Raw genomic sequence first — 25,696 nt, 5'->3', positions numbered from 1 at the left:
GTTATTTCTAAGAAATTGCCGGAATTTGTGCATGCAAACATTTAAAGATCGTCTGGCTTCACTGTGGCCGGGTGAGCGCCAGTCTAAAATTGCTACAGACATTGATATGACTATGGCCGGTTTCAGCCGTATCTGGCATGAAGGCGGGTTACCCAAAGCAGAAACCCTGAAACGTATCAAAGAATTAAAAGGTTGCAGTATTGACTGGCTGCTGACCGGAGAAGGGGAGCCCTTTCCTGAACAGCAAACTCAGGCAGCACATGATACGCTGGGTAATCCGGTGAATACTGAAGATTTTGTTTATGTACCGCGTTATGCAATTGAAGCAGCTGCCGGACATGGTAGTTTAGTTGCTAATGAAAAACCGATGTTTACCATGGCGTTTCGCAAGGATTGGATAAATTCAATGATTAGCCCTGAAGTTAGTGGCTTGTCAGTGATTTCGGTCAAAGGCGATTCAATGGAAGGTGTGCTCAATGACGGGGATACCATTCTGGTACAGCAAATGAATCATATACGCCGTGATGGTTTGTATGTACTGCGTATTAACGATAATCTGCTGGTTAAGCGTTTACAGCTGATGCCAGGTAATGTAGTGAATGTTATTTCTGCTAATGAAGCCTATCCGAGTTTTGAAATCCGGCTGGATAGTGAAAGTGATGATGTACAAATCATCGGTAAAGTATTGTGGTTTGGCCGTTATCTGTAATGTTCTGATAATAAAATTTCATACTGAAGAGCCAGTTTGATAATCCGGGTATTACTGCAGACACATTATTAACCGGTTAACTCATTTATTCTGGACATAAAAAACCGTCTGAATTCCAAAATTCAGACGGTTTTTTTATGCATGTAAAATTCAGCTTATGGTTTTAGCCTTTATAAGCACTGCCATCAGCCAGTAACCATTCAGGTTCAGCACCTTTATCAATTACATCCTGATTAACAACCACTTTTTTTACATCGTTTAAATCCGGCAAAGCATACATAGTATTGAGCAACGCTTTTTCTACAATTGAGCGTAGGCCGCGGGCACCGGTTTTACGTGCCATGGCCAGCTTGGCAATTGCCCGTAATGCAGAGGGTTGTACCTGTAGCTCCACACCTTCCATCGCAAACAGAGCCTGAAACTGCTTGATTAATGCATTTTTAGGTTCGGTAAGAATATTAATCAGTGCATCTTCATCCAGCTCAGTGAGCGTTGCAATAACTGGCAGACGACCGATCAGCTCGGGAATCAAACCGAATTTAATCAGGTCTTCCGGTTCTACCGTCTGAAACAGCTCGCTTACATTGGTATTTTCGTCTTTGCTGTGTACCGCAGCACCAAAGCCGATACCACCTTTTTCAGTACGCTGACGGATAACTTTTTCCAGTCCGGCAAATGCACCACCACAGATAAACAGAATATTAGTAGTGTCTACATTAATAAATTCCTGATTAGGATGTTTGCGTCCACCCTGTGGCGGCACAGATGCAACAGTTCCTTCTATCAGTTTAAGTAAAGCCTGCTGAACACCCTCACCGGAAACATCGCGGGTGATAGAGGGGTTATCACTTTTGCGGGAGATTTTATCGATTTCATCAATATATACAATGCCTTTTTGTGCTTTTTGTACATCAAAATCGCATTTACCCAATAATTTAGTGATAATCTGTTCCACATCCTCACCAACATATCCGGCTTCGGTAAGTGTGGTGGCATCCGCCATCACAAACGGAACATCCAGTTTGCGCGCCAGAGTCTGAGCGAGCAGAGTTTTACCCGAACCGGTAGGTCCGATCAGCAGAATATTGGATTTAGACAGCTCTACCTGACCTTCTTCCTTACCCAGACGCAAGCGTTTGTAATGATTATAAACCGCTACAGCCAGTGATTTTTTTGCTGTTTCCTGTCCGATTACATACTGGTCAAGATTAGCAACAATTTCTGCTGGAGTTGGTAGTTTTTCCTGACCTTCTCCGTCAGTTGCCGGCATGCCATTCTCTGTAGAAGAAGCACCCGGATTATGTAGCATTTCATTGCATGTATCCACGCACTCATTACAGATTAATGCGTTTTCACCTTCAATTAAATTTTTAACTTCGTTTTCAGGTTTACCGCAAAACGAACAATAACGAATTTCTTTACTCATAAACAGGATTTCATCAAGAAAATAGAGCTTATATTGAACGCCGGACCAAATACATAGATGATATCGTATCGGATTCAGCCAAAAAACGAGTATATAGTTTTATCAGGCTGATATCAAACTGAATGCTAGTGTGGTTTTAATCACTGAAGAAATCAGTTTGATAATGAAAATCTGATTAAAATATCGTTTATAAACACCTTTTTTAGCCAAATATAATAAGAAAATACCGGCCGTAAGCAAATTTGTCTTATAATTAGATTGAGAAACAATATATTTATTGAATAATTGGACGTTAAAAACTTCTTTCAAACACAGACAATAATTATGTCTGTCTCTCTATAGCGTTCAGTTTGAGTAGTATTCTCTTGAGAAATAAATTACCCTGATTCAGGGTCAAAAAGGAAGTTATCATGTCATGTTTATCACGTCTGCGTCGCTGGCAGTGGGTAAGCCTGTTAAGCAGTAGTCTGTTTTTTACAGTACCTGCTGTAGCTGGAGACCTTGATGTTCTCGGTCAGTTTATCGAACAAAAGCAGACAGGTGGTCAGTCTGACACACTCAGCACATTTATCAGCAACCATCCCGATGCCAATCTGGAAACCCGTGCACAGATTGCCGGTCCTTTATTAAGCTCACAATCGGCTCTGATTATGAATAATCAGACCGGTGAAATTCTTTACCAGAAAAATATCAATCAGGTACGTTCAATTGCATCCATTTCTAAGCTAGTTTCAGCAATGGTAGTACTGGATGCCAATCAGAACATGAATGATCAGATTACCATCACAGATGCCGAAATTGACCGGCTGAAAAACTCAACCAGCCGTCTGTCTGTTGGTACAGTAATGACCCGGCGTGAGCTGTTGCATATTGGTTTAATGAGTAGTGAAAACCGGGCAATCCATGCTCTGGCACGAACTTATCCGGGCGGTATGCCGGCATTTGTAGAAGCCATGAATAATAAGGCGGCTGAGCTGGGAATGACTAATTCACGTTTTTACGAACCAACCGGGCTTGATCCGCGCAATCAGTCCACTGCACGGGATTTGGCTTTACTGGTGCGTGGTGCCAGTCAGTATCCGCTTATCAGACAATATTCAACTGACAATTCCGGTTCGGTATACACCAGTAATGGCAGAGTAGAGCAATATCACAACTCCAATGCACTGGTACGCGAAGGTTTATGGCCGATCGCGCTGCAAAAAACCGGATATATTCGTGAAGCAGGTCGGTCTATGGTGCTGCTGACCAGCGTGCAGAACCAGCCGGTAACCATTGTTTTACTGAACTCTCCCAGTTCAACAACCCGCGTAAGCGATGCCCGCGCTTTACGTTCATGGGCGATGCAGCAATCCTTATAAACCATATATCTGTTATCAAAGAGCCCCGTTAGCGATAACGGGTTTTTTTATCAATAAATCAATCCGTTTATATCGTAATGTAACTGTCAAAGCAGTCAATGAACATGATAGAAAGCCAGACATAGCCTGTGAACATCAGCAATCTAAAGTAATTTAACAGATATGATTAATAGCGTTTTTATAAATGTGCCAGTTGATTCGTCTGCATCTTCTATTTGTAAAATAATGGGCAAGGCATAGTTTCCGAGAATAGTACTGAGTAAAAAGCTTAATCATCAGTGTAAAATATTGGTTCTGAGACTGATAAATATTCCTGAGGTATGAATGAATGGATGTCACCGGTTGATAAACAAGACCCGGTCGTAGCAAAATAGAAATGTAATACCATAATATTGGAAATGGAATAAATACAGACTTATCTCATAAGGGACAAATAGAGGTGTTATCTTTAAACAGAGAAAGATACTGACATGGCAATATTAATTACAGGTGCTTCTGCAGGATTTGGCGCAGAAATGTGTCGTGTGCTGGTTCATGCCGGTTACCAGGTTATTGGTGCCGCACGGCGGCTGGATAAGCTGCAACATTTACAGGCAGAACTGGGTGCACAGTTTTTACCATTACAAATGGATGTAGCCGATAAAAGCAGTGTAGATAATGCATTAGCCTCCTTACAGGGTACTTGGGTGGATATTGATTTACTCGTGAACAATGCCGGGCTGGCACTGGGCATGGAGCCGGCTCAGGAAGCAAACTTTGCTGACTGGGAAACCATGATTCATACCAATGTTCTGGGTTTAACTTATGTCATCCGGCAAATATTGCCAAGAATGGTAGCCAAAAATAGCGGCTATATCATTAATCTGGGTTCTACTGCCGGCTCATGGCCATATAAAGGTGGCAATGTTTACGGTGCTACCAAAGCTTTTGTACGCCAGTTCAGCCTGAATTTGCGTACTGATCTGGCTGGTACACGTATACGAGTAACCAATATTGCCCCCGGTTTATGCGGTGATACTGAATTTTCCAATGTACGCTTTCGCGGCGATGATAAACAGGCTGCTGCCGTATATGAAAATATCAGCTATCTGCAACCGGCAGATATTGCCAACACCGTATTATGGCTGTATCAGACTCCGGCACATATGAATGTTAACCATATTGAAATTATGCCGGTATCACAAACCTTCGCCGGTCTGAGTGTAACCCGTGATTTGGCTTAAGATTTACAGGTATGTCTAACCCTACAGTATGGCAATCCAAAGCCGAAGAAAAAGCACGTATCATGGCACAGTGTGCTCAGCAAGGAGTTACTGTTACCCAACTGCGTACTCAGGTGCTGGATATTGTATTAAATATGAGTGGTGTTATTAAAGCCTACCAGGTACTGGCATCTATGCAACAGCACAGTAACAGTACGGTTGCTCCGCCTACTGCTTACCGGGCACTGGATTTCTGGGCTGAGCAGGGTGTATTACATAAAATACCTGCTGTTAACGGCTATATACTTTGTCGTCATGTACAACATGAATGTGATAGTCACTGTCAGGACAATACCGTTCATCACAGTGATTTTGTTCTGGTATGCAACCAGTGCGGAGCTGTAGATGAACAAAGTCTCAGCTCAGAATGGGCAGCATTACGCCAGCGTGCTGCAGATAATGGATTTATGCTCAATGATGAGCATATCGTACTAACAGGTATCTGTACACATTGCCAGAGGAAGGTTACTTGAGAGTTTGTTAGTATTCAGAATATTTTAAATCATATTTTTATAGTAAGTTACAAAAAGAGAATCAGAAATGTATATAATATTATTTAATCGAAAAGTATTTTAAAATGACAAACTCAATTATGTTATCTGATAATGTGCCATATAAAATTAGTCAATTCTTCAGAACTTCTAATTTTGATTCGCTCATCTTTAAAAATGATTCTTCTTTACTAAACGAAATACTTTTAGATACTAAAATAAAAAAAGATTTAAAAGGTAAAAATTTTTTTTATGCTTTCGATTATTTTTTTAATATTATAAATCAACATTATAAAAACGAATATGTATTTAAAAATATAATAGCAAATCGATTAATAAAAGGAAGGCATAAATTAGCTAATGTTGCCTATATGAATGAGTTTCATGTATTAAATTCAATTTGTGATGTAGCTATTTTTAATGGGACATCCACTGCTTATGAAATTAAAACAGGATTAGATAATTTAGATCGAATCTCCTCCCAGCTAACTGATTATAAAAAAGTTTTTGAAAAGATATTTATAGTGTGCGATGATTCGAAGATTAAAATTTTGGAACAAACTTTAGATAAAGACGTAGGTATAATTAGATTAACTCATAGAAAACAAATGAGTACAATTCGTGAGGCATCATCAAATATTGAAAATTTATCTATAAGTGCTTTATTCAAGTGCTTAAGAAATTCAGAAATATTGGATTATATGAAAAAAAAATATGATTATATTCCTGATATTTCACCTAAAAAGACTAGAAATGATTGTTTGAACTTATTTCAAAAAATGGATATTATTGAAGCACATAATGTTTTTGTAAGTATTCTACGCAAAAGAGAATTGAAAAATGAAGAAAAAAGATCTATAGAAAAACTGCCTTTTTCACTATTAGCATTAATGCTAAATATTAGACCTTCTTTAAGGAGACTTAAAATAATTTCGTCACGTTTGGAAAATCAAATATTGTAATTAATAATTGTTATTTAAAGCGTTAATTTTTCATTAATACAAGGAGGAGATTATGTATTATTGCTTTTTAAGAAGCAAACGATTTGAATTATTATCAATACGAAAAAGTGCTGATAAAATTAATGAATCAAATATTTCTATTATTTTGGAACCTGTTAAAAATAGCTTCAATGAGATTCAAAAAACGCTTTCTAAAATTAACCCGAATAATTTTATATTTATAATTAATCCAAAAGTTGGCGATCTAAAAAATAATGATGAGCAGCTTATCCAACTTACCAAGAACTTAATTGAATCAAATTCTTCATTGATTGTAGGCTTAAATGTTGACCATAGTTATAATTTTTTACAAATTCAGAATTGGTTAAATATGTTTAATCAATCTAAATTTGTTTTGATACATTCAGGTGAAATTAGATTTGATACTAAATTGATTAACCAACAAGAACAAATAATAAAGCATATTTTTTATAAGGATAGCGTTGAGGATTATTATATTAATCAATTTTCTAAAGATAAAATTTTACTTGAAGACAATTTTAAACGCTTAAAGCGTAATTATGATTATCAAGAAAATCGAATTGAGTTTTTTTCTGATGCACATTTGAACTATAAATCTAACGGATATCAGGGATTTGGAAATTTCTCTACTATAGGTAATCATTTTTCCCAAAATGGAGGGCAGGCTTACACATCAGCTTTTCATCTTACTTTTAATCATACAGATAGAAATGATATATTAATTGAGCATTGTTTATCAAAACCTAGAACCTATCATGAAAATATTGGGGTGCTTAATGAAGAACTTTTAGAAGATATTCATTCAGTAATACAAAATAATATTGGATTACTAACTTGGTCATCAGCTTGTCAGGAATTAGAAGATATGTATCAGAAAAAAAATTTTTCATATCATTTAGGTACTTTAAAAAGTCTTTCAATACAACATCATTTTGAACTCATGCATCTTTTAAAAATTAAAGGTGTATATTAACAAAATGTAGATAAGTATTTATCTATTAATCAAAGAATTTATCTTGTAACTATAAGAATAAATCTAGGATAAATCATCACAATTTATTCCAGATTTTAAAATTTAAGGATTATTACTCTATATACTAAAATAATTTATTTGCCTATTGAAATAGTTAAGACTATAAATAACCCAACTGACAAAGTTATGGCAAAAGTATTGAAGGAGTAATACATGAATGGTATCAAAGTTGGCATCGTACAAATGGTTTCTGGTACTGATATTGCTGAGAATATTCAAACCATGCAGCGTCTGGTTCGGCAAGCTGCCAATGCAGGTGCGGAATGGGTAGTATTACCTGAATACTGGCCGATAATGGGTAAAGACGAAACAGATAAAGTAGCTGTGGCTGAGGTTTTTGGAGATGGCCGATTGCAAACAGCTTTGAAAACTCTTGCTGCTGAACTGGGGATCCTATTATTTGGTGGTACCATACCTTTACAAAGTACAGATAAAACCAAAATATTTAATACCATGCTGGTGTACGGACGCTCAGGAGAATTGCTGGGTTTCTACCATAAAATGCACTTGTTTGGTTACACTGGTGCCAATGAGTCTTACGCAGAAGCCGATACAATACTGCGGGGCATGGATGTACCCGAGCTGAGAGTTGATAATATCGCTGTGGCACAGGGTATTTGTTACGATTTACGTTTTCCTGAATTTTTCCGTGCCCAGCTTCCGTTTGAAGTACTGGTGTTACCGGCAGCATTCACTTATACCACGGGTAAAGCACACTGGAACACATTATTGACTGCCAGAGCAATTGAAAATCAATGTTATGTGCTTGCGTCTGCACAGGGTGGGCAGCATCAGAATGGCCGCCGTACATATGGGCACAGTATGATTATTAATCCTTGGGGAGAAATCCTTGCTTCTTTGCCAGAAGGAGAGGGTGTTATTTGTGCAGAGCTGGATACCGAATTTCTGCAATCAGTACGTACTAAGCTACCGGCACTACAACATCGACTGTTGTAAATATGTTTTTTTAAGTTAGTATTTTGAACCAGCCTGAATTTAATCCATACCTAAGCTCATTATTTGGACATAATGTCTGAATAATGAGCTTAATAGTCTCAAAAACGGTACATTCACAATCATTTCTTGTCCAAAAATGCGATTCATGGCATGATTATTGATTAAAGTTTGAATTAAGAAGTAAGGGGCAGTAGCGATGAGTGGCGGAACAAAGAAAAAGTCGCATTCTCAGTGGAGCTCGCGGATGGGGTTTATGCTCGCCGCAGCAGGTTCAGCAGTTGGTTTAGGTAATATATGGAAATTTCCCTATATGGCCGGTCAGATGGGCGGTTCTGCATTTGTGCTTACCTATCTGATTTGCATGTTTGTAATTGGTTTACCTATTCTGGTGGCTGAGTGGCTGATTGGCCGTCGCGGGCAGAAAAATCCGATTCATACCATGGAAGATGTAGCTGCTGATGAAGGGCAATCTAAATCATGGCGCTGGGTAGGTATTATCGGCGTACTTGGTTCATTCCTGATTCTTTCTTTTTACAGCGTTATTGGCGGGTGGGCTGCTGATTACATTTTTCTTGCCGGTACTGGTACTTTTAAAGGTTTAAATGGCGAGGGCACCGGTCAGGTTTTCCAGCAATTTCTTGGTAGCGTAAGCCATTTACTTACATGGCATACCGTCTTCATGTTTGCTACCGCTTTGATTGTAGCCATGGGTGTTGGTTCCGGTTTGGAACGTTCTTGTAAAGTGATGATGCCGGGACTGGGTCTTTTACTGATTGGTCTGGTGGTTTATGCGGCAGTTGTCAGCGGACCTTCATTTGGCAAGGCTTTTGCTTTCCTATTTACTCCTAACTGGTCTGCTATTACCGGTAAGGCAGTACTGGCAGCATTGGGGCATGCATTTTTCAGCCTGTCTCTGGGCATGGGTATTATGATGGCTTACGGTTCCTATCTGGGTAAAGATGTGAATCTGATTTCTACAGCACGTACTGTAGTTATTCTGGACGTTATTGTTGCCATGTTATCCGGTATGGCCATTTTTCCGCTGGTATTTGCCAATGGTCTGCAACCGGGAGAAGGTCCGGGTCTGATTTTTGTTACCTTACCTATCGCTTTCGGCAATATGGCCGGTGGTACTATTATTGGTGTCGTATTCTTTATTTTCCTGACCTTTGCCGCCCTGACTTCCTCAATTTCATTGCTGGAGCCAACAGTTGAATTACTGGAAGAAAAAACCCATTTAGGACGTAAATCAGCGACTTTAGTAAGTAGTTTATTTATCTGGGCATTGGGCATTGCCTGCCTGCTGTCTTTTAATGAGTGGCAGGATATTACAATTTTCGGCAAAAATATTTTTGATTCTCTCGATTATCTGACCAGTAAGCTTATGCTACCGTTAACCGGTCTTGGTACGATTGTATTTGCCGGCTGGATGATGAATCAGGAGAGAATTCGTCAGGAACTGAATTTAGGTCCGGCTGTATTTGCTTGTTGGAAAGTGCTATGCCGCTATGTTATTCCGATAGCCGTAATAGCAATTCTGATTTATGGATTTATGTAATCAATATATAGTTAATATTCTCATATCTGAGTAAAAAAAATCCCGGAATTATTCGGGATTTTCTTTTATGGATTCACTAATTACTATAGAAAATGCCTGAAAGCAGATATAGATATTTAATGAATATCTGGATTTGCATCAAATATCTGCAATTGTTACTATACTTTAATCTGGTTTAAATCCATTCTGGATAAATAACATAAGATAGTTCAGTTAATAACAGATTTTCTGAAATTTTAGTTTCTTAGTTCAATTTAATCTGTTACATGCTGACGCCGGCTTTGCGTGCGATGGCCAGACCATCTTCTACACTCATATATTGAGCCGGCTGGATACAATCGCGCAAAACAATTTCTCCCTGGCTGAACATCACCAGTTCATTAACCGCCAGCTGCTGCCATTGCTCATTACAGGTAAGCGGTAATGTGGCAATTACAGCTACACGATCATGTGGCGTAGTAACTGCGGAAAAATCAATAGCTACGTCTTCATCTGCCAGAACAGCTTTACCAAAAGGCGCCTGCCGGATAATATAAAAAAGCAGGGTGCTGGCATGGGCAATTAACCAGTCACCATTCGAAAGCATATAATTAAATAAACCATACTGACGCAGCTCACCAGTAATTTCTGCTATAGTATTAAATAAAATTTCCCGAGAAGGCTTGTGACGAAAGCGCTGGCGTAGCTGCTCAAGAAGATAGCAGAAGGCCTGCTCTGAATCCGTAGAGCCTACCGGGTTGAAATATTCACCTTCAGAAGGATTAAAACGGCGCAAATTGCCATTATGTGCAAACACCCAGTATTCTCCCCATAACTCGCGTACAAACGGATGTGTATTTACTAAGTGCACTTGTCCCTGAGTAGCTTTGCGAATATGGGCTATTACATTTTCCGATTTGATTTTATATTGCTGCACCAAATCCGCTACAGGTGAGCTGGCACAAGGCTTATCATCCTGAAGCAGACGCACTCCGTGCCCCTCGAAAAAAGCAATGCCGAAACCATCTGCATGGCTGTCAGTCAGACCTCCCCGCAAACGAAAACCTTCAAAAGAAAAGACAATATCAGTAGGGGTATTGCAATCCATGCCTAACAACTGGCACATTTATTATTTCTCCTTAACTGAAGTTATCTAAGTATTATTAGCTGCTTATTTTAATATCAATTTTATAAATTTTAAAATATTAAGTATAAAAAAAACAATGCCTGCTATTTTATTAACAGACATTGTTATTATAAACTAATATCGCAACTAAATTGATTTATAAATTGCTATGCTTAAAAATCCATAATTCTACATTTCAATATGAGAGAAGTTCAACATGAGATAAATGAAGAGAGAAATCAATGTATAAATTATCTGGACCCCTTGGTAAATCATTTTGTTTATGAAAATTGCCATTGGGATATTCAGTTTTTAAAATTGATATTAAATTTATTAATGAATCAATATTTATATTGACGTTTCCATATGATGATGATGGATAATCACCAATTTTGTTACTATTTCCAATTGAACTTCCCACGTTAAATTGATTAGGTTTATGATTTTGAAAGTCAGACTCGAAAAGATTTTCCTTTAATTGCTCCTCTGGTTTTTTTTCTGGAAAAATTGATTTGGGAATATCATCAAAATATATTGTTTTGTCATCAAAAATATATTTATAGGCCTGATTATCTTCACTAACAAAAAAATTCTTAAGCATCACAGAATCATCTGTTCCATAAGCTTTTATTATCAGATCCTCCTCAATACGAGAAAACTCAACATTTTCAGAATGTCCACCCCTGAAGATTAATTCATTATTTACAATATTTGCATATTTATATTTAAAATCTTCATCATAAATAATATCCTGACCATGACCTTTTTCAAATAAATATGTATCTTTCTGATATTCCATTCCATACATTATATCGTTACCTTTCCCTCCATTGAAAAAGTTATAATAACCAGAACCATACAACCGATCATCGCCATCATAGCCAATCAAAATATTAGCATCAGCCCAACCTTTTATAGTTTCTGATTCAGAAGTTCCCAGGATTTTATCATATGGAGCACCATCATCATCATAAATTTCTTCATCTGTATTTTGTTCATTATCAAATTCATGTGAAATAAAACTATTTTCATCTTCACTTAAATTAGGATCAAACTGATGAGCATTTTGATTCCATAATTGATTAAGTAAACTATCTGCATTTTCACCGCTATTTTTTGTTAATTTTATTATTAAATCTTCGAGATAAAGAGTTTTGTCATCAAATTTATAGCTAAATGCACGATGAAAACGGTCTTTGAAAAAATCGGTTAGAGTGACAGAATCGTTTTCTCCGTAAGCTCTAATAATCAGATTGTCTCCTATACGATTAAAAACAGCATTTTCACTATTACTACCCTTAAATATTAATTCATTACATTTAAAGTGTTCATTTATATCATCAAATCCTAAATCATTAATTACGTCTTGCCCATGATTTATTGTGAAAATATAATAATCTTTTTCCCAGTCTCCTCCCTCCATGTAATCATTACCTTCACCACCAATCAGGGTGTCATTTCCTCTGTTACCGTACAAGTAATCATTACCACTGCCTCCGTCTAAAATATCATCGCCATCAACATCTTCCATAAAGTGTACGTTTTCAAAATTTCCACATAGAATATCATTACCATCACCGCCGTTGATTATGTCATTACCACATCCTCCATTTAAAATATCATCGCCGTCATAACCATTTAAAATATCATTGCCGTCCAAACCCATAAAGTAATCATCATTTTTACCGCCTTCAAGATAATCAACTCCTCGCCATCCATCCAGAAAAGTATTATTTTCTGAAACTGTCTGAATCCAAGGCATTTGTGCGATATCATCAAGCGTTAGAGTCTTGTCATTAAAGATAAACTTAAAACTTCTGCCCATAGGATCAGAAAAGAAATCAGCGATCGTGAGAGAATCATCTGTTCCATATGCATAAATAATTAAATCGCTTTTGTTTTCTCCTCCACGAATAAATTTGGCCTGCTGTGAATTACTATTCTGAAATTTTATTGTATCAATAAAGTTTTCAAAATCAGGATCAGCACTTTTCCATCCTTCATCATCTTCATCTGATTTACCTTCACCATAAATCACATCATGTCCATGACCTTTTTGAAAAATATACAAATCAGGACCTAAATCATCCCAAATAATATCATCACCTTTTCCTCCATCTACAATATCGTAACCACTTCCTCCGGTTAATTCATCATTACCATCACCACCATACAGTTCATCATCACCATCACCACCGTATAGTTCATCTTCACCGTCTGAACCGTAGAGGATGTCTTTTCCTTTCCAGCCTTTAATTATCGATTTCTGATGATTATTATTTCTATCATAATCGATTTTATTTATATCTTCGGAATTCAGAGTCTTATCTGTAAAATTAAAAATAAAATTCTGATAAAGTTTCCCAGCAAAATAATTGGTAAATGTGACAGAATCTTCGGTTCCGTAAGCTTTAATTATCAGATCGACACCGGTACGACTGAACTGAGTCTGTGAATAACTGGCATTTTCAAAAATTACATTATTGGGATCCGTTTGTTCCCCCCGATCGTTAACAGTGTCATGTCCATGCCCTTTCTGAAAAATATATATGTCTTTTTCATAATCTCCGCCAGTCAGAATATCACTACCTGAACCTCCGATAAGTGTATCCTCTCCCGGTCCGCCATTTAAAATATCATCGCCATCTTCACCATATAAAATATCGTTACCATCTCCACCTTCAATATTATCATTACCTGAACCTCCGATGAGTGTATCCTCTCCCGGTCCGCCATTTAAAATATCATCGCCATCTTCACCATATAAAATATCGTTACCATCTCCACCTTCAATGTAATCATTACCTGCACCGCCATGTAAAATATCATTACCTGTATAGCCGTAGATGAGATCATTATTTTCTGTACCCCATATACTGTTGTCAGTAGAGTCTCCATCAATAATTTGATTATATTTTTGCGCAATGGTGTTAAGATTTGATGAAAACAGATCAAACAAGGTCTGAGATTTTTTATTGTCGGTGAATATAATCTGATCCAAAGGGAGACTATTCTTTCGACCGTCAGTAAAACAGCCTATCAGATAAATAGCATCTCCAAGTGTACCGGTATGGATTATTATCCCTTTTTCATATTGTGTAAAACTCAGTTGATCTAAATTATCTACTATGATAGTAGACTTACCACTATAATCCTCTATAGTGGTTATACCATCTCCGTTTTTGAAAATAAAACTATCATTACCCAGACCACCGTTCAGATAATTATTTCCTTTACCACCGTAAAGCCAGTCATCTCCATCGCCACCAAATAATTTGTCATCGCCGCTACCGCCATAGATAACATCATCTCCATCATCACCTTGTAATAAATCATTACCGCCTCCGCCATAGATTGTGTCATTACCATTACCACCGTAAATAACATCGTCTCCATCGCCATCATTATCTATATCAAATTCATTAGATGCATCACCAATTAATAAATCGTCGCCATCGCCTCCATAAATTAAATCGTTTCCGCCGCCTCCAAAAATAGTATCATTATCAGCACCGCCATCAAGGTAATCATTGCCATATCCGCCATCTATATAATCGTTACCACTTTCTCCGAAAATCGTATCATTACCATTATTTTGCGGATGATGTTCAGATGCTTTTTCTCCCATATCTCCGTATAATCGATCATTACCTTTGCCACCATAAATCAGATCATCACCAAGCTGGCCGAGAACCAGATCATCACCTGAACCGGCATAAATAACATCGTTATATTCATTATTTGTAGCATCGATATGGGTATCGACAGCCGTACTGAAATCACCTACAATTTCATCTTTACCCTCACCACCGTAAATAATATCGCATCCGCCACCACCGAAAATCAGATCATCTCCAGTACCGCCATCCAGAGTATCATTACCGTATCCGCCAATTAAATTATCATTGCCTGCACCGCCTGAAAGATAATCATCGCCTGCCATTACAGTGTTTAGCTCAAAACCTGGCTGACAGTCATCTCCGTATAATGTATCGTTTCCTTCTCCACCAACAATCCAATCATCGCCTCCGCCCCCAACTAAATAATCATTTCCTTCGCCGCCATCAATGTAATCATTACCATGTACAGCGACGTTTTCCTTTAGATAATCTCCATAAATTATATCATCGCCATTATCACCATAAAGTACATCATTATCGGCACCACCAAAAATCAAATCATTATCTTCTCCGCCATGTATATTATCATTACCATAACCTCCATCCAGATAGTCATCGCCGTCATCCCCCCAGATGTGGTCGTTACCATTTAGTTCGGAATGGCGACCAGCTTTATCCGCATCATCCCCCCAGATTTTATCGTTGCCAAAACCGCCATGCAGATAATCGTCTCCGCCGCCGCCAATTATTTCATCATTTCCTGCACCGCCATCAATGGTATCGCTACCATGATATCGGGCTTCCATATAGTCATCAATATCACCAAAAAGGCTGTCATCACCATTCCCACCGATGATCACATCATTGCCGCCACCTCCGACTATTACATCATTGCCGTCTCCACCATCAATATAGTCATCGCCATGATCAACACCATCCAGTGAATTCAAAAATCCATAACTAATCATACCATCGCCATATAAATAATCATTACCATTACCGCCAATAATATGATCATTTCCACTCATTCCATAAACTATATCATCCCCCTGCTCGAAAACTTCTGAATCTCCCTCAATATAATCATTCAGATTACTGCCTATAATGTAATCATTACCATCCCCGCCATAGAGAAAATCTCCGCCTGTATCTGCTTCGTCATTAATGGCATCGGTGATCCCTTCAATGACCATTCTATCGTTATGGTTATTATATATTCCCCAATTAGGACCTGCATAAATAAGCTCTTTACCTGATGCCGGCATTTGCCAGCGTTCACCGGGGCGATACCGATTTGATGCATTTAATTTGCTATTTGCATATATATAATCATCTCCATTACCACCTTTAATCGTATCTGATCCGCCTCCTCCGGTCAGCATGTCATTACCATCACCACCAAAAATCAGATCATTACCGAAGCTACCATCAATGGCATCGCCACCACCCATACCATAGATTTCATCATCCAGATCAGTACCGTAAATTACATCCTCAAAACCATTTTCTTTTTGACCCTTTACAATACTGCCGTCAGTATTGCGATTTTTCCAATTTGGATAATATAGACCCGTTTTATTTTCATCCATATCAAAATAATCTTCTTTTCGGATGATTTTAGTACGCCAGTCTCCTAGAATTTTATTTTTGCCGGTAGAGGAGGGATCCCCACCGCCGCTAAAATAAATCCCCAGCTTGTTTCCATGCATGGTGTCCCATTGTCTAATAGTAAGTGAATCATTTTTATCAGTTAATGACTGAATATTTAAATCACCACTGTTTTCTAATTTTAGTCGCCATTTGTCATCTTCAGACTGCCATAGATTTTTTGCTATAACTCGCCATTTGTATTCAGAAAATTTTTTATTATTCAGATAAACGTAGCCATTCCCGTCACTATCGATAATATGATCCTGTCCGTCTCCGTTATTAAAATAATAATTATCTGTTCCCGCACCACCAATCAGCAGATCATTGCCTTTACCACCGATAATTTGATCATCACCTATACTACCAATAAGAATATCAGAAAGTGCTCCGCCACTTGCTATACCTGGATTTTTATCCGCAAGCATCACAATTTCATGCACATTAGTAGTAGCTTCGGGATTTGTACTCCAGCTCTGGCCGGTGTGTTTATCATGAAATACAAGTGTATCCGTTTCAGAAAAACCATATTGTTTACGAATGGATTCTATAAATGTTTTAAATTGCTGGTATCTTGGTCGTTTATGAGAGAGATTATAAAAGCCATATAAATCATATTGCTGATCTAGATTCTGATTAAATTCACTGGCCTGCGCATAGCGGATTTCTTGAATCATCCAGCATCTTGCTTTTATCCAGTCTTCTCCCATATCTGCCAATGTTCGTTGCGGAGGTTTTGAATCTGGATTAAGTATAACAATAGGATTTAAATGAGCTAGGGCATTTAAATAAATAGATACTTTATCAGTTTCTCCTTGTTCACTCAGTTTTTTCAGTAAATTAAGAGTATATTCTGGTGTATTATCAATAAACTCCAGCTGATATTTAAATTCATATACATCGGTTTTTCCGGGTACTAGTTGCCGGTGTCCAGTTTGAGAGTCAAAAACAAATTCTAACCCTTTGTCTAAAAAATTTTGGTCGTTAACAGAGGTAATTTGTGAGTTAGAGCTATTAATACTTTCTTCATTCAGTACCGCAGCCATAATCCATTTGGTCATAGCCATGCCACCAACTAATAGCCAGTTATTATTTAGTTGCTGTTGTGCTAATGAAGAAGTATCGTGATTAATAAAATATTTTCCGGTGGATTTATCGTTCATCGTGGCATAATTTCTATACCAAGAGTGTGTACTGAGATTGAATATATTGTGATTTAATGATTCAGTTGTAACTGATTTAGCTGTAGCTACCATATCAGTATCACGACACCATTGTTGTGCCTTTTGCTGATCGGTACCGGAAATTGTTATTTTTTTATAGCCTAAGCTATCAATTAATTTATCAAAATTCTCCAATTTTGATAATATATGAGTAAGTTCGGAGCCTCCAATAGAGTGAATTGATGCATCCATGGTAAAAGCATTAATAATACTAATTTCTGAAGATACATCACCAGTTATTTTATCAACATAAATATAGCCTTTTTTGGCGTCCTGCATTATTCGATATAACTCTAAACTTACTGAAGTTCCGCCGTGTGCTACTTCTCCTTTGGTAGCACGAATCTGTTCCCACATACTTTCAACGACTTTATCGCCTTTAATCATATTACCGTTACGGCCGGCTCCTGATGCATTAGTTTGAATAATCGACATTGGGGTATATAGTGTCCAGTAACTGATATCCAAACCATTTTCATTAAATACGTTTACATGAAATTCATACATTTCTGCATAAGTGATATCTTCACCACCATGACCCTTTTCAAGTTTATTTTGCAACATTGCTAAATAGCCTAAAGCCATATCACGCCGCACACTGTCAATTCTGGCCTGAGTGAGAATTTGTTTATGACCTTTAGCTACGGCTTGCATATATTCTAAGGCGCCATTTCCAGTAATGCTATCGCCAGTTGCAACACCAATTGCCCATGCTGCGTAGTCATAACCTTTTTTTTTCAGTATCTGATAAACTTCTCCTATTGCAGATAAATTACCAGTTTTAATTTTTTGGTTCCATGAATTAAGTTGTTCTTTAGTTAATATTTGTGGTTGAGACATTTTTCTACCCTTTCATCAGTTGTTGATTTACGAAAAATCAATTAGTGTTTCTATATTTTGCCTGCCTGTTTTTTAATTAATTTGCCATCATTTCTGACAATCCAGCTATTCAGAATAGCTGTTATGTTTTTTTCTGTTTGTTGCCAGAGTTTTAAATAAACACGGTTATAGCTTATATAAATTGTGACATGCATATTATTATCTATATAAAATAGGTGATAACAATACTGAACCTTACCTATAAAATCACATTTAATATAAGTCTTAATTTCACCATTCTTATTTTTCGAAATAAAAATATCCGGTCCTGAAGTATCTTCTTGCCAGGGTTTATTGCTACTGGGATCAATTCCATTATTGGCTTTCAAATAAATTAAGCCATATATCGGTTCAGATTGTTCAATATAATTAAAATGGTAGACTTTTTTAGTTGCTTGTAAACTTTCTTCAAGTGCCAAATTGTAATTTCGAGGTTTATTGAGATCAACAATATTGTAAACAATAACATGTCCCCATGGAAAAGGTTTCATTTTAGGAATCAGTATATTATTATCATGAATATAATCTACATCTGTTTGTTCTAAGCTGGATTTAACTGCTCCGTCAGTAAGCCGATATTGAAAGCCAAAGCTTTCAATAGGCAGCTGATAGGTAACTGGCGGACGATTATACAGTTGTGCTTTTATGCTGCTATCAAAATCACCTGGATCGCCGATATAGCGAACCCAAGTAGAAACCACACCACTGGGAATGCTAACCGGTTTTCCGCCAAGATTACCGATAGAGTCATAACGACCAAATCTATCCTGATGGCGAACAGGGGCGGGTTGTTGCTGTACCACTTTTTTTTCAGAGTGATTATTATCGGAACAGCCGGCTATCAGCAGCATGCAGTTTAAACAGACCAGCCTGAGGTGCAATTTGTATGAGTTTCTCATAAGCTGAACTTTTGTATAGAGACGGAGTTAAAATTATCATAAAATTAATTTAAAAGAAATATAAATATATACATATACTAACGCATTTTAACGTATATTTAATATATGTTTTTGTAATATTTAAATTTTTATGATATTTAGATTAAGCCTGTTTGCATAATATAGTTATTATTTTTATATTTTGCCGATATGTTTTTTTAAGTAGTTTAATTTCATTTGTAGCTATTCAACTATATTAAGAATATCAGTTTTGTTTTCTGCCGCAGCTTTGAATAAATATGGTTATAGTCTATATAAAATATGATGTAAAATTATTATCAATATAAAACAAGCTAATTAAAACTTAATTTACCTATAAAATCACATTATCAGCCCTGATAGCGAACTGGGTGAGGTTGTTGGTATGTTAAATTTCTTTTAAATGTCTATATCGGCAGCGGATTATCAGCAGCATACATATTAACCTGATAAGCCTAAAACCCAATTTGAATTAGCTTTTTATCAACTGAATATTCTTAATAGATACTACAATAAAATTACTTTATATAAAAAATTGTATATTTAAATACTCAATATATATTTTATAGTAAAAACCAATTTCATAATTGTTTTATATTTGGGTATATTAATTGTTTATTTTCGATCATTGGTTAACTGATTAAATGAAAAATTGCTAAATATATAAATAAAATAAAAATCTAAGTTTGAAAGTCAATAAAAATTACCTGTCAGTTTAAAGCTGGCAGGTAATAATTAAAGCTAATTAAATCGGTTGACTAACCCCAATAGGCAGCAACATTTGCTTTTTGTATAAATTGCTGCATCTGACTGGCAATATCTGGAGAGTTAAAATCGCAATCATTTGTAAATGCAGCCATGGCTTCAACCAGTTGTTGTATCTGATTTGAATTTATCTTTTTACCATCAGCAGTAATAACATTATAGTGTTGATAATCAGTATCTTCAAACCATGAGGTAACTGTTACCTGATCGTTTGTTCCGATATGACTGATAATCAAATCAGATCCATCCTCTCTGAACCATAATTCATTACTATTATATTCTGTAAATTCAAGTGAGTTGATGTCTTTAGGATTTACATCCCATTCTGTAACCGTATCCTGTCCATGACCAGCTTCAAATATATAACGATCACTTCCGCTTCCTCCATCAAGAATATCATTTCCACTGCCACCGATTAAAATGTCGTTACCTTCATCTCCTGTAATATCATCATCTCCAGCATCTCCATAGATAATATCATCACCTTCTTCTCCGAAAATAGTATCATCACCTGCACCCCCGTAAATAATATCATTTGTTTCGTCACCCAGGATGTAATCATCATCGCTGGTACCATTAGTTGGCAGGTTTTTAGGAATATCAATACTTGATATAGTACCATCTTCAAATATCAATCTGTAATCCTGATAATATTCAGCATAAAAGAATTTTTTTAATCTAATTGAATCATTACTGTTATATGCATGAATAATTAAATCATCGAGTTCACGGTAGAATTGGATATTATTTTTTTGAGCACCTTTAAATATCAGTTCATTGGTTAATGCTCCATCTTTAAGAGTACTATTTTCACCTCCATCTTCGATGGTATCCTGACCATGACCTTCTTCAAAAATATAGATATCCTTACAATCTTCAGAACCAATCATGTAATCGTTACCACGACCACCAATCAGAATATTATATTCACCGTTTGCAATCAGAGTGTCATCACCATCACCGGCATCTATGAAGTTATATTCATTTTCTCCAGATAATCTATCATTACCATTGCTGCCGATTAGCTGATTATACAATTCACCGGTTTCCGAATTTTCGCCTGATAAAACATCACCGGGTTTTGAAGCAGTCTGTATACCCTGAGAAATGAAATTATCAAGTATCTCTGCCATGCTTTCACCACTTTGCTCTGACAGTTTCTGCGCAATACCACTAATATCCAATGTCTGATCCTCAAAACAGAAGATAAATGCCCGATGGAAAGCATCTTTAAAATAATCTTTTAGTCTGACACAGTCATCATTTTTGTATGCATAAACTAATAAATCTTCTCCGTCACGTTTGAATACTGCATCAGTGCTTTTAGCCTCTGTAAATTTGAGCTGATTGCTCTGGGATAAGAATGGCAACTGATCGTAGCCCTTATCTTCTATAATGTCTTGCCCATGACCTTTATGAAAAATGTAAGAATCACTTTCCCAGTCACCGCCAGCCAGATAATCGTTGCCGGCTCCTCCAATCAGGGTGTCGTGTCCACCACCTCCATAAATTTCATCGTCTCCGTTACCACCGTCAAGATAGTCGTCGCCATCCCTGTTAGCATCAGGATAGTAATTTCCTCCATAGAGAATATCATTACCATCTCCTCCGTAAATAGTGTCATTACCCATTCCTCCGTTCAAGTCGTCATCACCATCATAGCCATAAAGAATGTCATCACCGTCGTAACCAAACAAAATATCTGCTTTTGAACTACCTTTGATAATGTCAGTTCCCAGCCAGCCTGTATAAGCATTAAATAAGGGATTATATGGAGTTTCAAAAGGCATATGACTAATGTCATTCAGCGTAATTGTTTTATCCTGAAATATAAATTTATAGTTTCTATATCTATTGTTGTCTTCTGGATTAGCAGGATCAATGAAAAAATTACGTAAAGTGACTGAATCTTTTTCGCCATAAGCTTTAATAATCAGATCATTTCCAGATCTGATAAATGCGGTATTAAACGAATTTGAATCTTTGAAAATTAATTCGTTAGTTTCATTTTCAAAATTTTCTAATTGTATTTGCTCATCAGATTCTTCATAGTATACCAGAGTATTATCCCGGCGGCTTGCAAAGCCAATATCTTCAATAATATCTTGTCCGTGACCTTTCTGAAAAATATAACGATCTTTTTTATTATCTGTACCTTTCAGAAATTCATTTTTTGAAGTGCTAACAACAGTATTAACGGTTGATGTATTTTGAGATTGGGGCATTATTATCTCCTAAATGTAATCATTTCAATATAAAATAAAATTATTCTGATCATATTTTGTATAATATTAATATGATCGCCATATATTTACTGCTCATAATGAATTTGATTATCTATATGCTTCTCCTTTATAAATTAAAAAATATTTTTATTAGTAATAGAATATAGAATTAATTATAATTTTATATTCTAGGATATTGTGACAATTTAATTTTCATCTCTCGAAAGAAAATTATACTGTATCAAAGAGTTAAAAAGTTAATATAAATCAAATATTGTCTTTAAATTTGATTTATATTAACTTTTTAATACAGGTTATTGAAAAAAGAAACCATTTCCAAATAAAAAACACCCGCAAGCTATTGAATGGCAGGTGTTTATACAAAAACAAGCAGAGCTAAATCTATTAATTAATCTTATATGGCAGCTAAGTTTACATACGAATTAAACTACAGCATTTAGTTGATTATTTCTGGATTAAAACAGGTAGAGGAAGAACAATTATACTTATTTATTCAAATATCAGTTATATTTATTTCATTGGTATTATAATATCCAGATAAAGCATTAATTAGTTATCTGAGCTGAGCTGCACCTATTTGTTTGTATCGGAAGTTGTGATATTAAAATGTTAGGTAATTGAGCCTTATGAACTAATGTTTATTTAATCTGAGGTATCTATGTGATTAATGATTAATTCATTAGAATTTAAGCTAAACAAAGTTCATTGCTGGCGCAGCCGGAGACAAAGATGGTTTTTATATTATCAGGAAGAATGGTATTTTCTACTATTTCATCCAGCCCGGATCCTGCTATAAAAAGTAGATGTTATTTTTGGTTGTTCCCAGAGAGAATTAAGACTCTTACCTTCAATCAGGATACAATTATTATTATTTCTATATATGACAATCATTGCCACTTCTGCAAATTGATAGTTACTTAGTTGCAATAATAGTATTCATATTTTATGCATTTTTGCTTTTAATATTGTTTTTAAGTTAAGTATGTATATTTATAAATAGTTTATTACAGTGTTATAGTTAATTTTTGGGTTGAAATTATTAAATGATAATTAAAATTTAATTTATATATATCTGAGTTTAATTTTATATTTTTAGTATAAATTGATTTATTAGGTCAAATATATATTAATGCAAACAGAAATTTCTTTTACTTGATTTTTGGGCGGATGAGGTCATATTGTCTGATTATTTTGCCGAGATTGAAATGATGACAGAAAATAAGATGGTGCAAGCAGATCAGTTAACGAGGTTTATGTTTGATGACTGTCCTGTACGTGGTCTGCATGTGAATTTGCAGCAGGTATGGCGGCATGTGGCAGCAAATAAAATCTATCCTAAGGCAATTCATCAGGCTCTGGGTGAGCTGACTGTGGCTGCGGTATTGTTGGCCAGTAATCTGAAATTTGACGGTAATCTGATTGTGCAGGTGCAGGGTAAGGGCGTTTTGAAAATGCTGGTGGCGGAAGCTACATCAGCAGCAACCTGCCGGGCAACAGCTCGCTGGGATGAATCTGCTGTCATTGATGACAATATGACACTGGTAGATTTGCTTGGTGAAGGAGGAATGTTTGTACTGACTTTGCAGCCCTCTCAGGGTGAATCATGGCAGGGTATGGTGGAGCTTAGTGGTAGCAGTATTGCTCAGATGCTGATGAATTATATGGCGCGTTCCGAACAGCTGGCTACGTATATTATGCTTGCTGCGGATGATGAGCATGCCAGCGGTCTATTACTGCAAAAGTTACCCGAACAGGATATAGATGAAGATAGCTGGACAGAGTTATCAGCTTTGTCTGAGACGCTTACGGCGGATGAGTTGTTGCGGCTGGATATGCAGACATTGTTATTCAGGCTGTTTCATGAGCATGAGCTAAGGGTGTTTACACCTCAGAATGTTGAATTTTCCTGTACCTGCTCGCGCGCTAAGGTTGGTGATATGCTGCTATTGCTTGGCGGGCAGGAAGTAGGTGAGGCTGTAGCAGATCAGGGTAGTATTGAGGTGAACTGTGATTTTTGTCATGCACGCTATGTATTTGATGAGGCAGATGTGAATTCTTTGTTTGGTACTGATATTGTGGCTACTGCGCAGGAGGAACTGGCCGCACGTCAGCTTAATCATTAAAAGTACATTTATAAAAAATAGCCGGATAAATGTTATCCGGCTATTTTAATGGCTAATACTGATCAGATTCTGATTTAGTGCTGCATCAATATTTCGATTTCTGCGGTAGTTTTAGGTACAGAAGCAGTGAGTACTTCATTACCGGTTTCTGTAATCAGAACGTTGTCTTCAATGCGGATGCCAATATTATGAAATGCCTGAGGTATATCATCTGCTGCGCTGATATATAAACCGGGCTCTATGGTCGTTACCATTCCCGCCTGAAGCAAAATAGGCTGTTCATTGCTGTCAAAACGGCCACCAACATCATGAACATCCAGTCCGAGCCAGTGTCCGAGCCCATGCATATAAAAACGCCGATAAGTCTGAGTTTCAATATTCTGTTCGAGACTGCCACGGAGGATGCCCAGATCAATCAGCCCCTGGGTTAGCATGCTGATGGCTGTTGCACTGATATTCTGCCAGTTTGCTTGTTTTACAGTAGAGGCAATGCTCGCCTCGTTAACAGACAGTACTATATCGTAGATATCTTTTTGTGCACTGTTGAAACGCCCGCTGACGGGAAAGGTGCGGCTAATATCACCAGCATACATCTGGTATTCGGCACCTGCATCAATCATGAGTAAATCATTTTGCTGCAACTGACAGTTATTGCTGACATAATGCAGACAACAGGCATTTTTGCCTCCGGCAACTATGCTGTTGTACGATGGATAGCGTGCTCCGCGTTGCATGAATTCATGCAGAATTTCTGCTTCTACCTGATATTCATACTGACCGGCACGAGTAGTCTGCATGGCACGAATATGAGCTTGTGCGCTGATTTCTGCGGCAATGCGCATGATCGACTGTTCATGTTTATCTTTGATAAGACGCATCGGATCAAGGATGCTGGCCAGATTTACCAGGCTGTCAGGTGCAATCGTACTGCCATTGGCACTGCGATAATTGGCTATACGGGCAACTTCATACCATAATTCAATGAGCTTAGGGTCATTTTCAGGATATAGTCCCCACAATGCGAAGAGTCGTCGGTGACCAGTCAGTGCTTGTTTAAGCAAAACCGGCCACTGGTTGATATCATCGGTTGAGTCGAAAGCAAATTGCTCTCGTGCAGCTGTATAACCATAACGGAAACCGTTCCAGATTTCGTGTTCAGGGTCTTTATTGCGGCACAGAAGAGTGGAAGTGTGTTCACGTCCATTCAGTATCAATGCTGCTCCGGGCTCAGGAAAACCGGTCAGGTAATGAAAGTAGCTATCCTGTCTGAAGGGGTATTCTGTGTCATTACTGCGGCGTTGTTCCGGAGCGGCAAATATAATGGCAATGCCATCTTCGCCGATTTTATTCAGTACAGTCTGACGGCGTTGCTGATAAACGGTAATATCCAT

General features: G+C 37.1%; 15 protein-coding genes. 9 read left to right on the top strand and 6 right to left on the bottom strand.

The window, feature by feature from the left end:
* The first annotated feature begins 31 nt into the window (after nt 1-31).
* Nucleotides 32-709, top strand: coding sequence for a helix-turn-helix transcriptional regulator (locus H3U82_RS05825; protein ID WP_025330304.1), 678 nt, complete (start codon nt 32-34; stop codon nt 707-709).
* Nucleotides 710-872: 163 nt separating this feature from the next.
* Here the strand turns inward: H3U82_RS05825 and clpX are convergent, their stop codons facing one another.
* Nucleotides 873-2,135, bottom strand: a complete 1,263-nt coding sequence (clpX, locus tag H3U82_RS05820) for an ATP-dependent Clp protease ATP-binding subunit ClpX (RefSeq protein WP_084562430.1) — start codon at nt 2,133-2,135, stop codon at nt 873-875.
* A gap of 410 nt (nt 2,136-2,545) precedes the next feature.
* Here clpX and H3U82_RS05815 point away from each other — a divergent pair, with 410 nt between their 5' ends.
* From H3U82_RS05815 to H3U82_RS05785, 7 genes are all read left to right on the top strand, one after another.
* The gene (locus H3U82_RS05815; protein ID WP_198209627.1) at nt 2,546-3,496 is read left to right on the top strand and encodes a D-alanyl-D-alanine carboxypeptidase family protein; all 951 of its coding nucleotides are present in this window, start codon (nt 2,546-2,548) and stop codon (nt 3,494-3,496) included.
* 470 nt (nt 3,497-3,966) lie between these two features.
* On the top strand, nt 3,967-4,719 hold the full coding sequence (locus tag H3U82_RS05810; RefSeq protein ID WP_198209625.1) for an SDR family oxidoreductase: 753 nt from the start codon (nt 3,967-3,969) through the stop codon (nt 4,717-4,719).
* A 62-nt stretch (nt 4,720-4,781) separates the two neighbouring features.
* A complete protein-coding gene (locus H3U82_RS05805) occupies nt 4,782-5,231 on the top strand; it encodes a Fur family transcriptional regulator (protein ID WP_100125362.1) in 450 nt (149 codons plus the stop codon).
* Between the two features lie 104 nt (nt 5,232-5,335).
* Nucleotides 5,336-6,211, top strand: a complete 876-nt coding sequence (locus tag H3U82_RS05800) for a sce7726 family protein (RefSeq protein ID WP_144235746.1) — start codon at nt 5,336-5,338, stop codon at nt 6,209-6,211.
* Between the two features lie 52 nt (nt 6,212-6,263).
* Entirely contained in the window at nt 6,264-7,205 is a 942-nt protein-coding gene (locus H3U82_RS05795) for a sce7725 family protein (RefSeq protein ID WP_084585669.1), read from the top strand.
* Nucleotides 7,206-7,418: 213 nt separating this feature from the next.
* Nucleotides 7,419-8,222, top strand: coding sequence for a carbon-nitrogen hydrolase family protein (locus H3U82_RS05790; RefSeq protein WP_198209623.1), 804 nt, complete (start codon nt 7,419-7,421; stop codon nt 8,220-8,222).
* Between the two features lie 196 nt (nt 8,223-8,418).
* On the top strand, nt 8,419-9,780 hold the full coding sequence (locus tag H3U82_RS05785) for a sodium-dependent transporter (protein WP_198209621.1): 1,362 nt from the start codon (nt 8,419-8,421) through the stop codon (nt 9,778-9,780).
* A 262-nt stretch (nt 9,781-10,042) separates the two neighbouring features.
* Here the strand turns inward: H3U82_RS05785 and H3U82_RS05780 are convergent, their stop codons facing one another.
* The 4 genes from H3U82_RS05780 to H3U82_RS05765 all read right to left on the bottom strand — a co-directional run bounded on the left by H3U82_RS05780 (nt 10,043) and on the right by H3U82_RS05765 (nt 22,161).
* Complete coding sequence (locus tag H3U82_RS05780; protein ID WP_198209619.1) at nt 10,043-10,885, bottom strand: class II glutamine amidotransferase; 843 nt, start codon at nt 10,883-10,885, stop codon at nt 10,043-10,045.
* Nucleotides 10,886-11,081: 196 nt separating this feature from the next.
* The gene (locus H3U82_RS05775; RefSeq protein ID WP_198209617.1) at nt 11,082-18,215 is read right to left on the bottom strand and encodes a calcium-binding protein; all 7,134 of its coding nucleotides are present in this window, start codon (nt 18,213-18,215) and stop codon (nt 11,082-11,084) included.
* A gap of 50 nt (nt 18,216-18,265) precedes the next feature.
* Nucleotides 18,266-18,955 carry a hypothetical protein gene (locus tag H3U82_RS05770; protein WP_198209615.1) on the bottom strand — a complete coding sequence of 230 codons (690 nt, stop codon included), beginning with the start codon at nt 18,953-18,955 and terminating at the stop codon, nt 18,266-18,268.
* A gap of 974 nt (nt 18,956-19,929) precedes the next feature.
* Entirely contained in the window at nt 19,930-22,161 is a 2,232-nt protein-coding gene (locus tag H3U82_RS05765; RefSeq protein WP_198209613.1) for a calcium-binding protein, read from the bottom strand.
* A 1,229-nt stretch (nt 22,162-23,390) separates the two neighbouring features.
* Here H3U82_RS05765 and hslO point away from each other — a divergent pair.
* Entirely contained in the window at nt 23,391-24,305 is a 915-nt protein-coding gene (gene hslO / locus H3U82_RS05760; RefSeq protein WP_198209611.1) for an Hsp33 family molecular chaperone HslO, read from the top strand.
* A gap of 74 nt (nt 24,306-24,379) precedes the next feature.
* On the opposite strand, the gene H3U82_RS05755 is transcribed toward hslO, so the two are convergent.
* The gene (locus H3U82_RS05755) at nt 24,380-25,696 is read right to left on the bottom strand and encodes an aminopeptidase P N-terminal domain-containing protein (protein ID WP_198209609.1); all 1,317 of its coding nucleotides are present in this window, start codon (nt 25,694-25,696) and stop codon (nt 24,380-24,382) included.

It is taken from the genome of Snodgrassella sp. W8132 (genome assembly GCF_016100865.1).
Classification (GTDB): Bacteria; Pseudomonadota; Gammaproteobacteria; order Burkholderiales; family Neisseriaceae; genus Snodgrassella; species Snodgrassella alvi.
The sequence above is the reverse complement of the archived record's forward strand: the minus strand, read 5'-3'. Positions and strand labels throughout refer to the sequence as shown.

Bases quoted from the DNA above. Each gene is read 5' to 3' on its own strand.
- H3U82_RS05805 (WP_100125362.1), top strand. From the start codon at position 4,782: ATGGCACAGTGTGCTCAGCAAGGAGTTACTGTTACCCAACTGCGTACT.
- H3U82_RS05800 (WP_144235746.1), top strand. From the start codon at position 5,336: ATGACAAACTCAATTATGTTATCTGATAATGTGCCATATAAAATTAGT.
- H3U82_RS05810 (WP_198209625.1), top strand. From the start codon at position 3,967: ATGGCAATATTAATTACAGGTGCTTCTGCAGGATTTGGCGCAGAAATG.
- H3U82_RS05765 (WP_198209613.1), bottom strand. From the start codon at position 22,161: ATGCCCCAATCTCAAAATACATCAACCGTTAATACTGTTGTTAGCACT.
- H3U82_RS05795 (WP_084585669.1), top strand. From the start codon at position 6,264: ATGTATTATTGCTTTTTAAGAAGCAAACGATTTGAATTATTATCAATA.
- hslO (WP_198209611.1), top strand. From the start codon at position 23,391: ATGACAGAAAATAAGATGGTGCAAGCAGATCAGTTAACGAGGTTTATG.
- H3U82_RS05775 (WP_198209617.1), bottom strand. From the start codon at position 18,215: ATGTCTCAACCACAAATATTAACTAAAGAACAACTTAATTCATGGAAC.
- H3U82_RS05785 (WP_198209621.1), top strand. From the start codon at position 8,419: ATGAGTGGCGGAACAAAGAAAAAGTCGCATTCTCAGTGGAGCTCGCGG.
- H3U82_RS05790 (WP_198209623.1), top strand. From the start codon at position 7,419: ATGAATGGTATCAAAGTTGGCATCGTACAAATGGTTTCTGGTACTGAT.
- clpX (WP_084562430.1), bottom strand. From the start codon at position 2,135: ATGAGTAAAGAAATTCGTTATTGTTCGTTTTGCGGTAAACCTGAAAAC.
- H3U82_RS05755 (WP_198209609.1), bottom strand. From the start codon at position 25,696: ATGGATATTACCGTTTATCAGCAACGCCGTCAGACTGTACTGAATAAA.
- H3U82_RS05815 (WP_198209627.1), top strand. From the start codon at position 2,546: ATGTCATGTTTATCACGTCTGCGTCGCTGGCAGTGGGTAAGCCTGTTA.
- H3U82_RS05780 (WP_198209619.1), bottom strand. From the start codon at position 10,885: ATGTGCCAGTTGTTAGGCATGGATTGCAATACCCCTACTGATATTGTC.
- H3U82_RS05825 (WP_025330304.1), top strand. From the start codon at position 32: ATGCAAACATTTAAAGATCGTCTGGCTTCACTGTGGCCGGGTGAGCGC.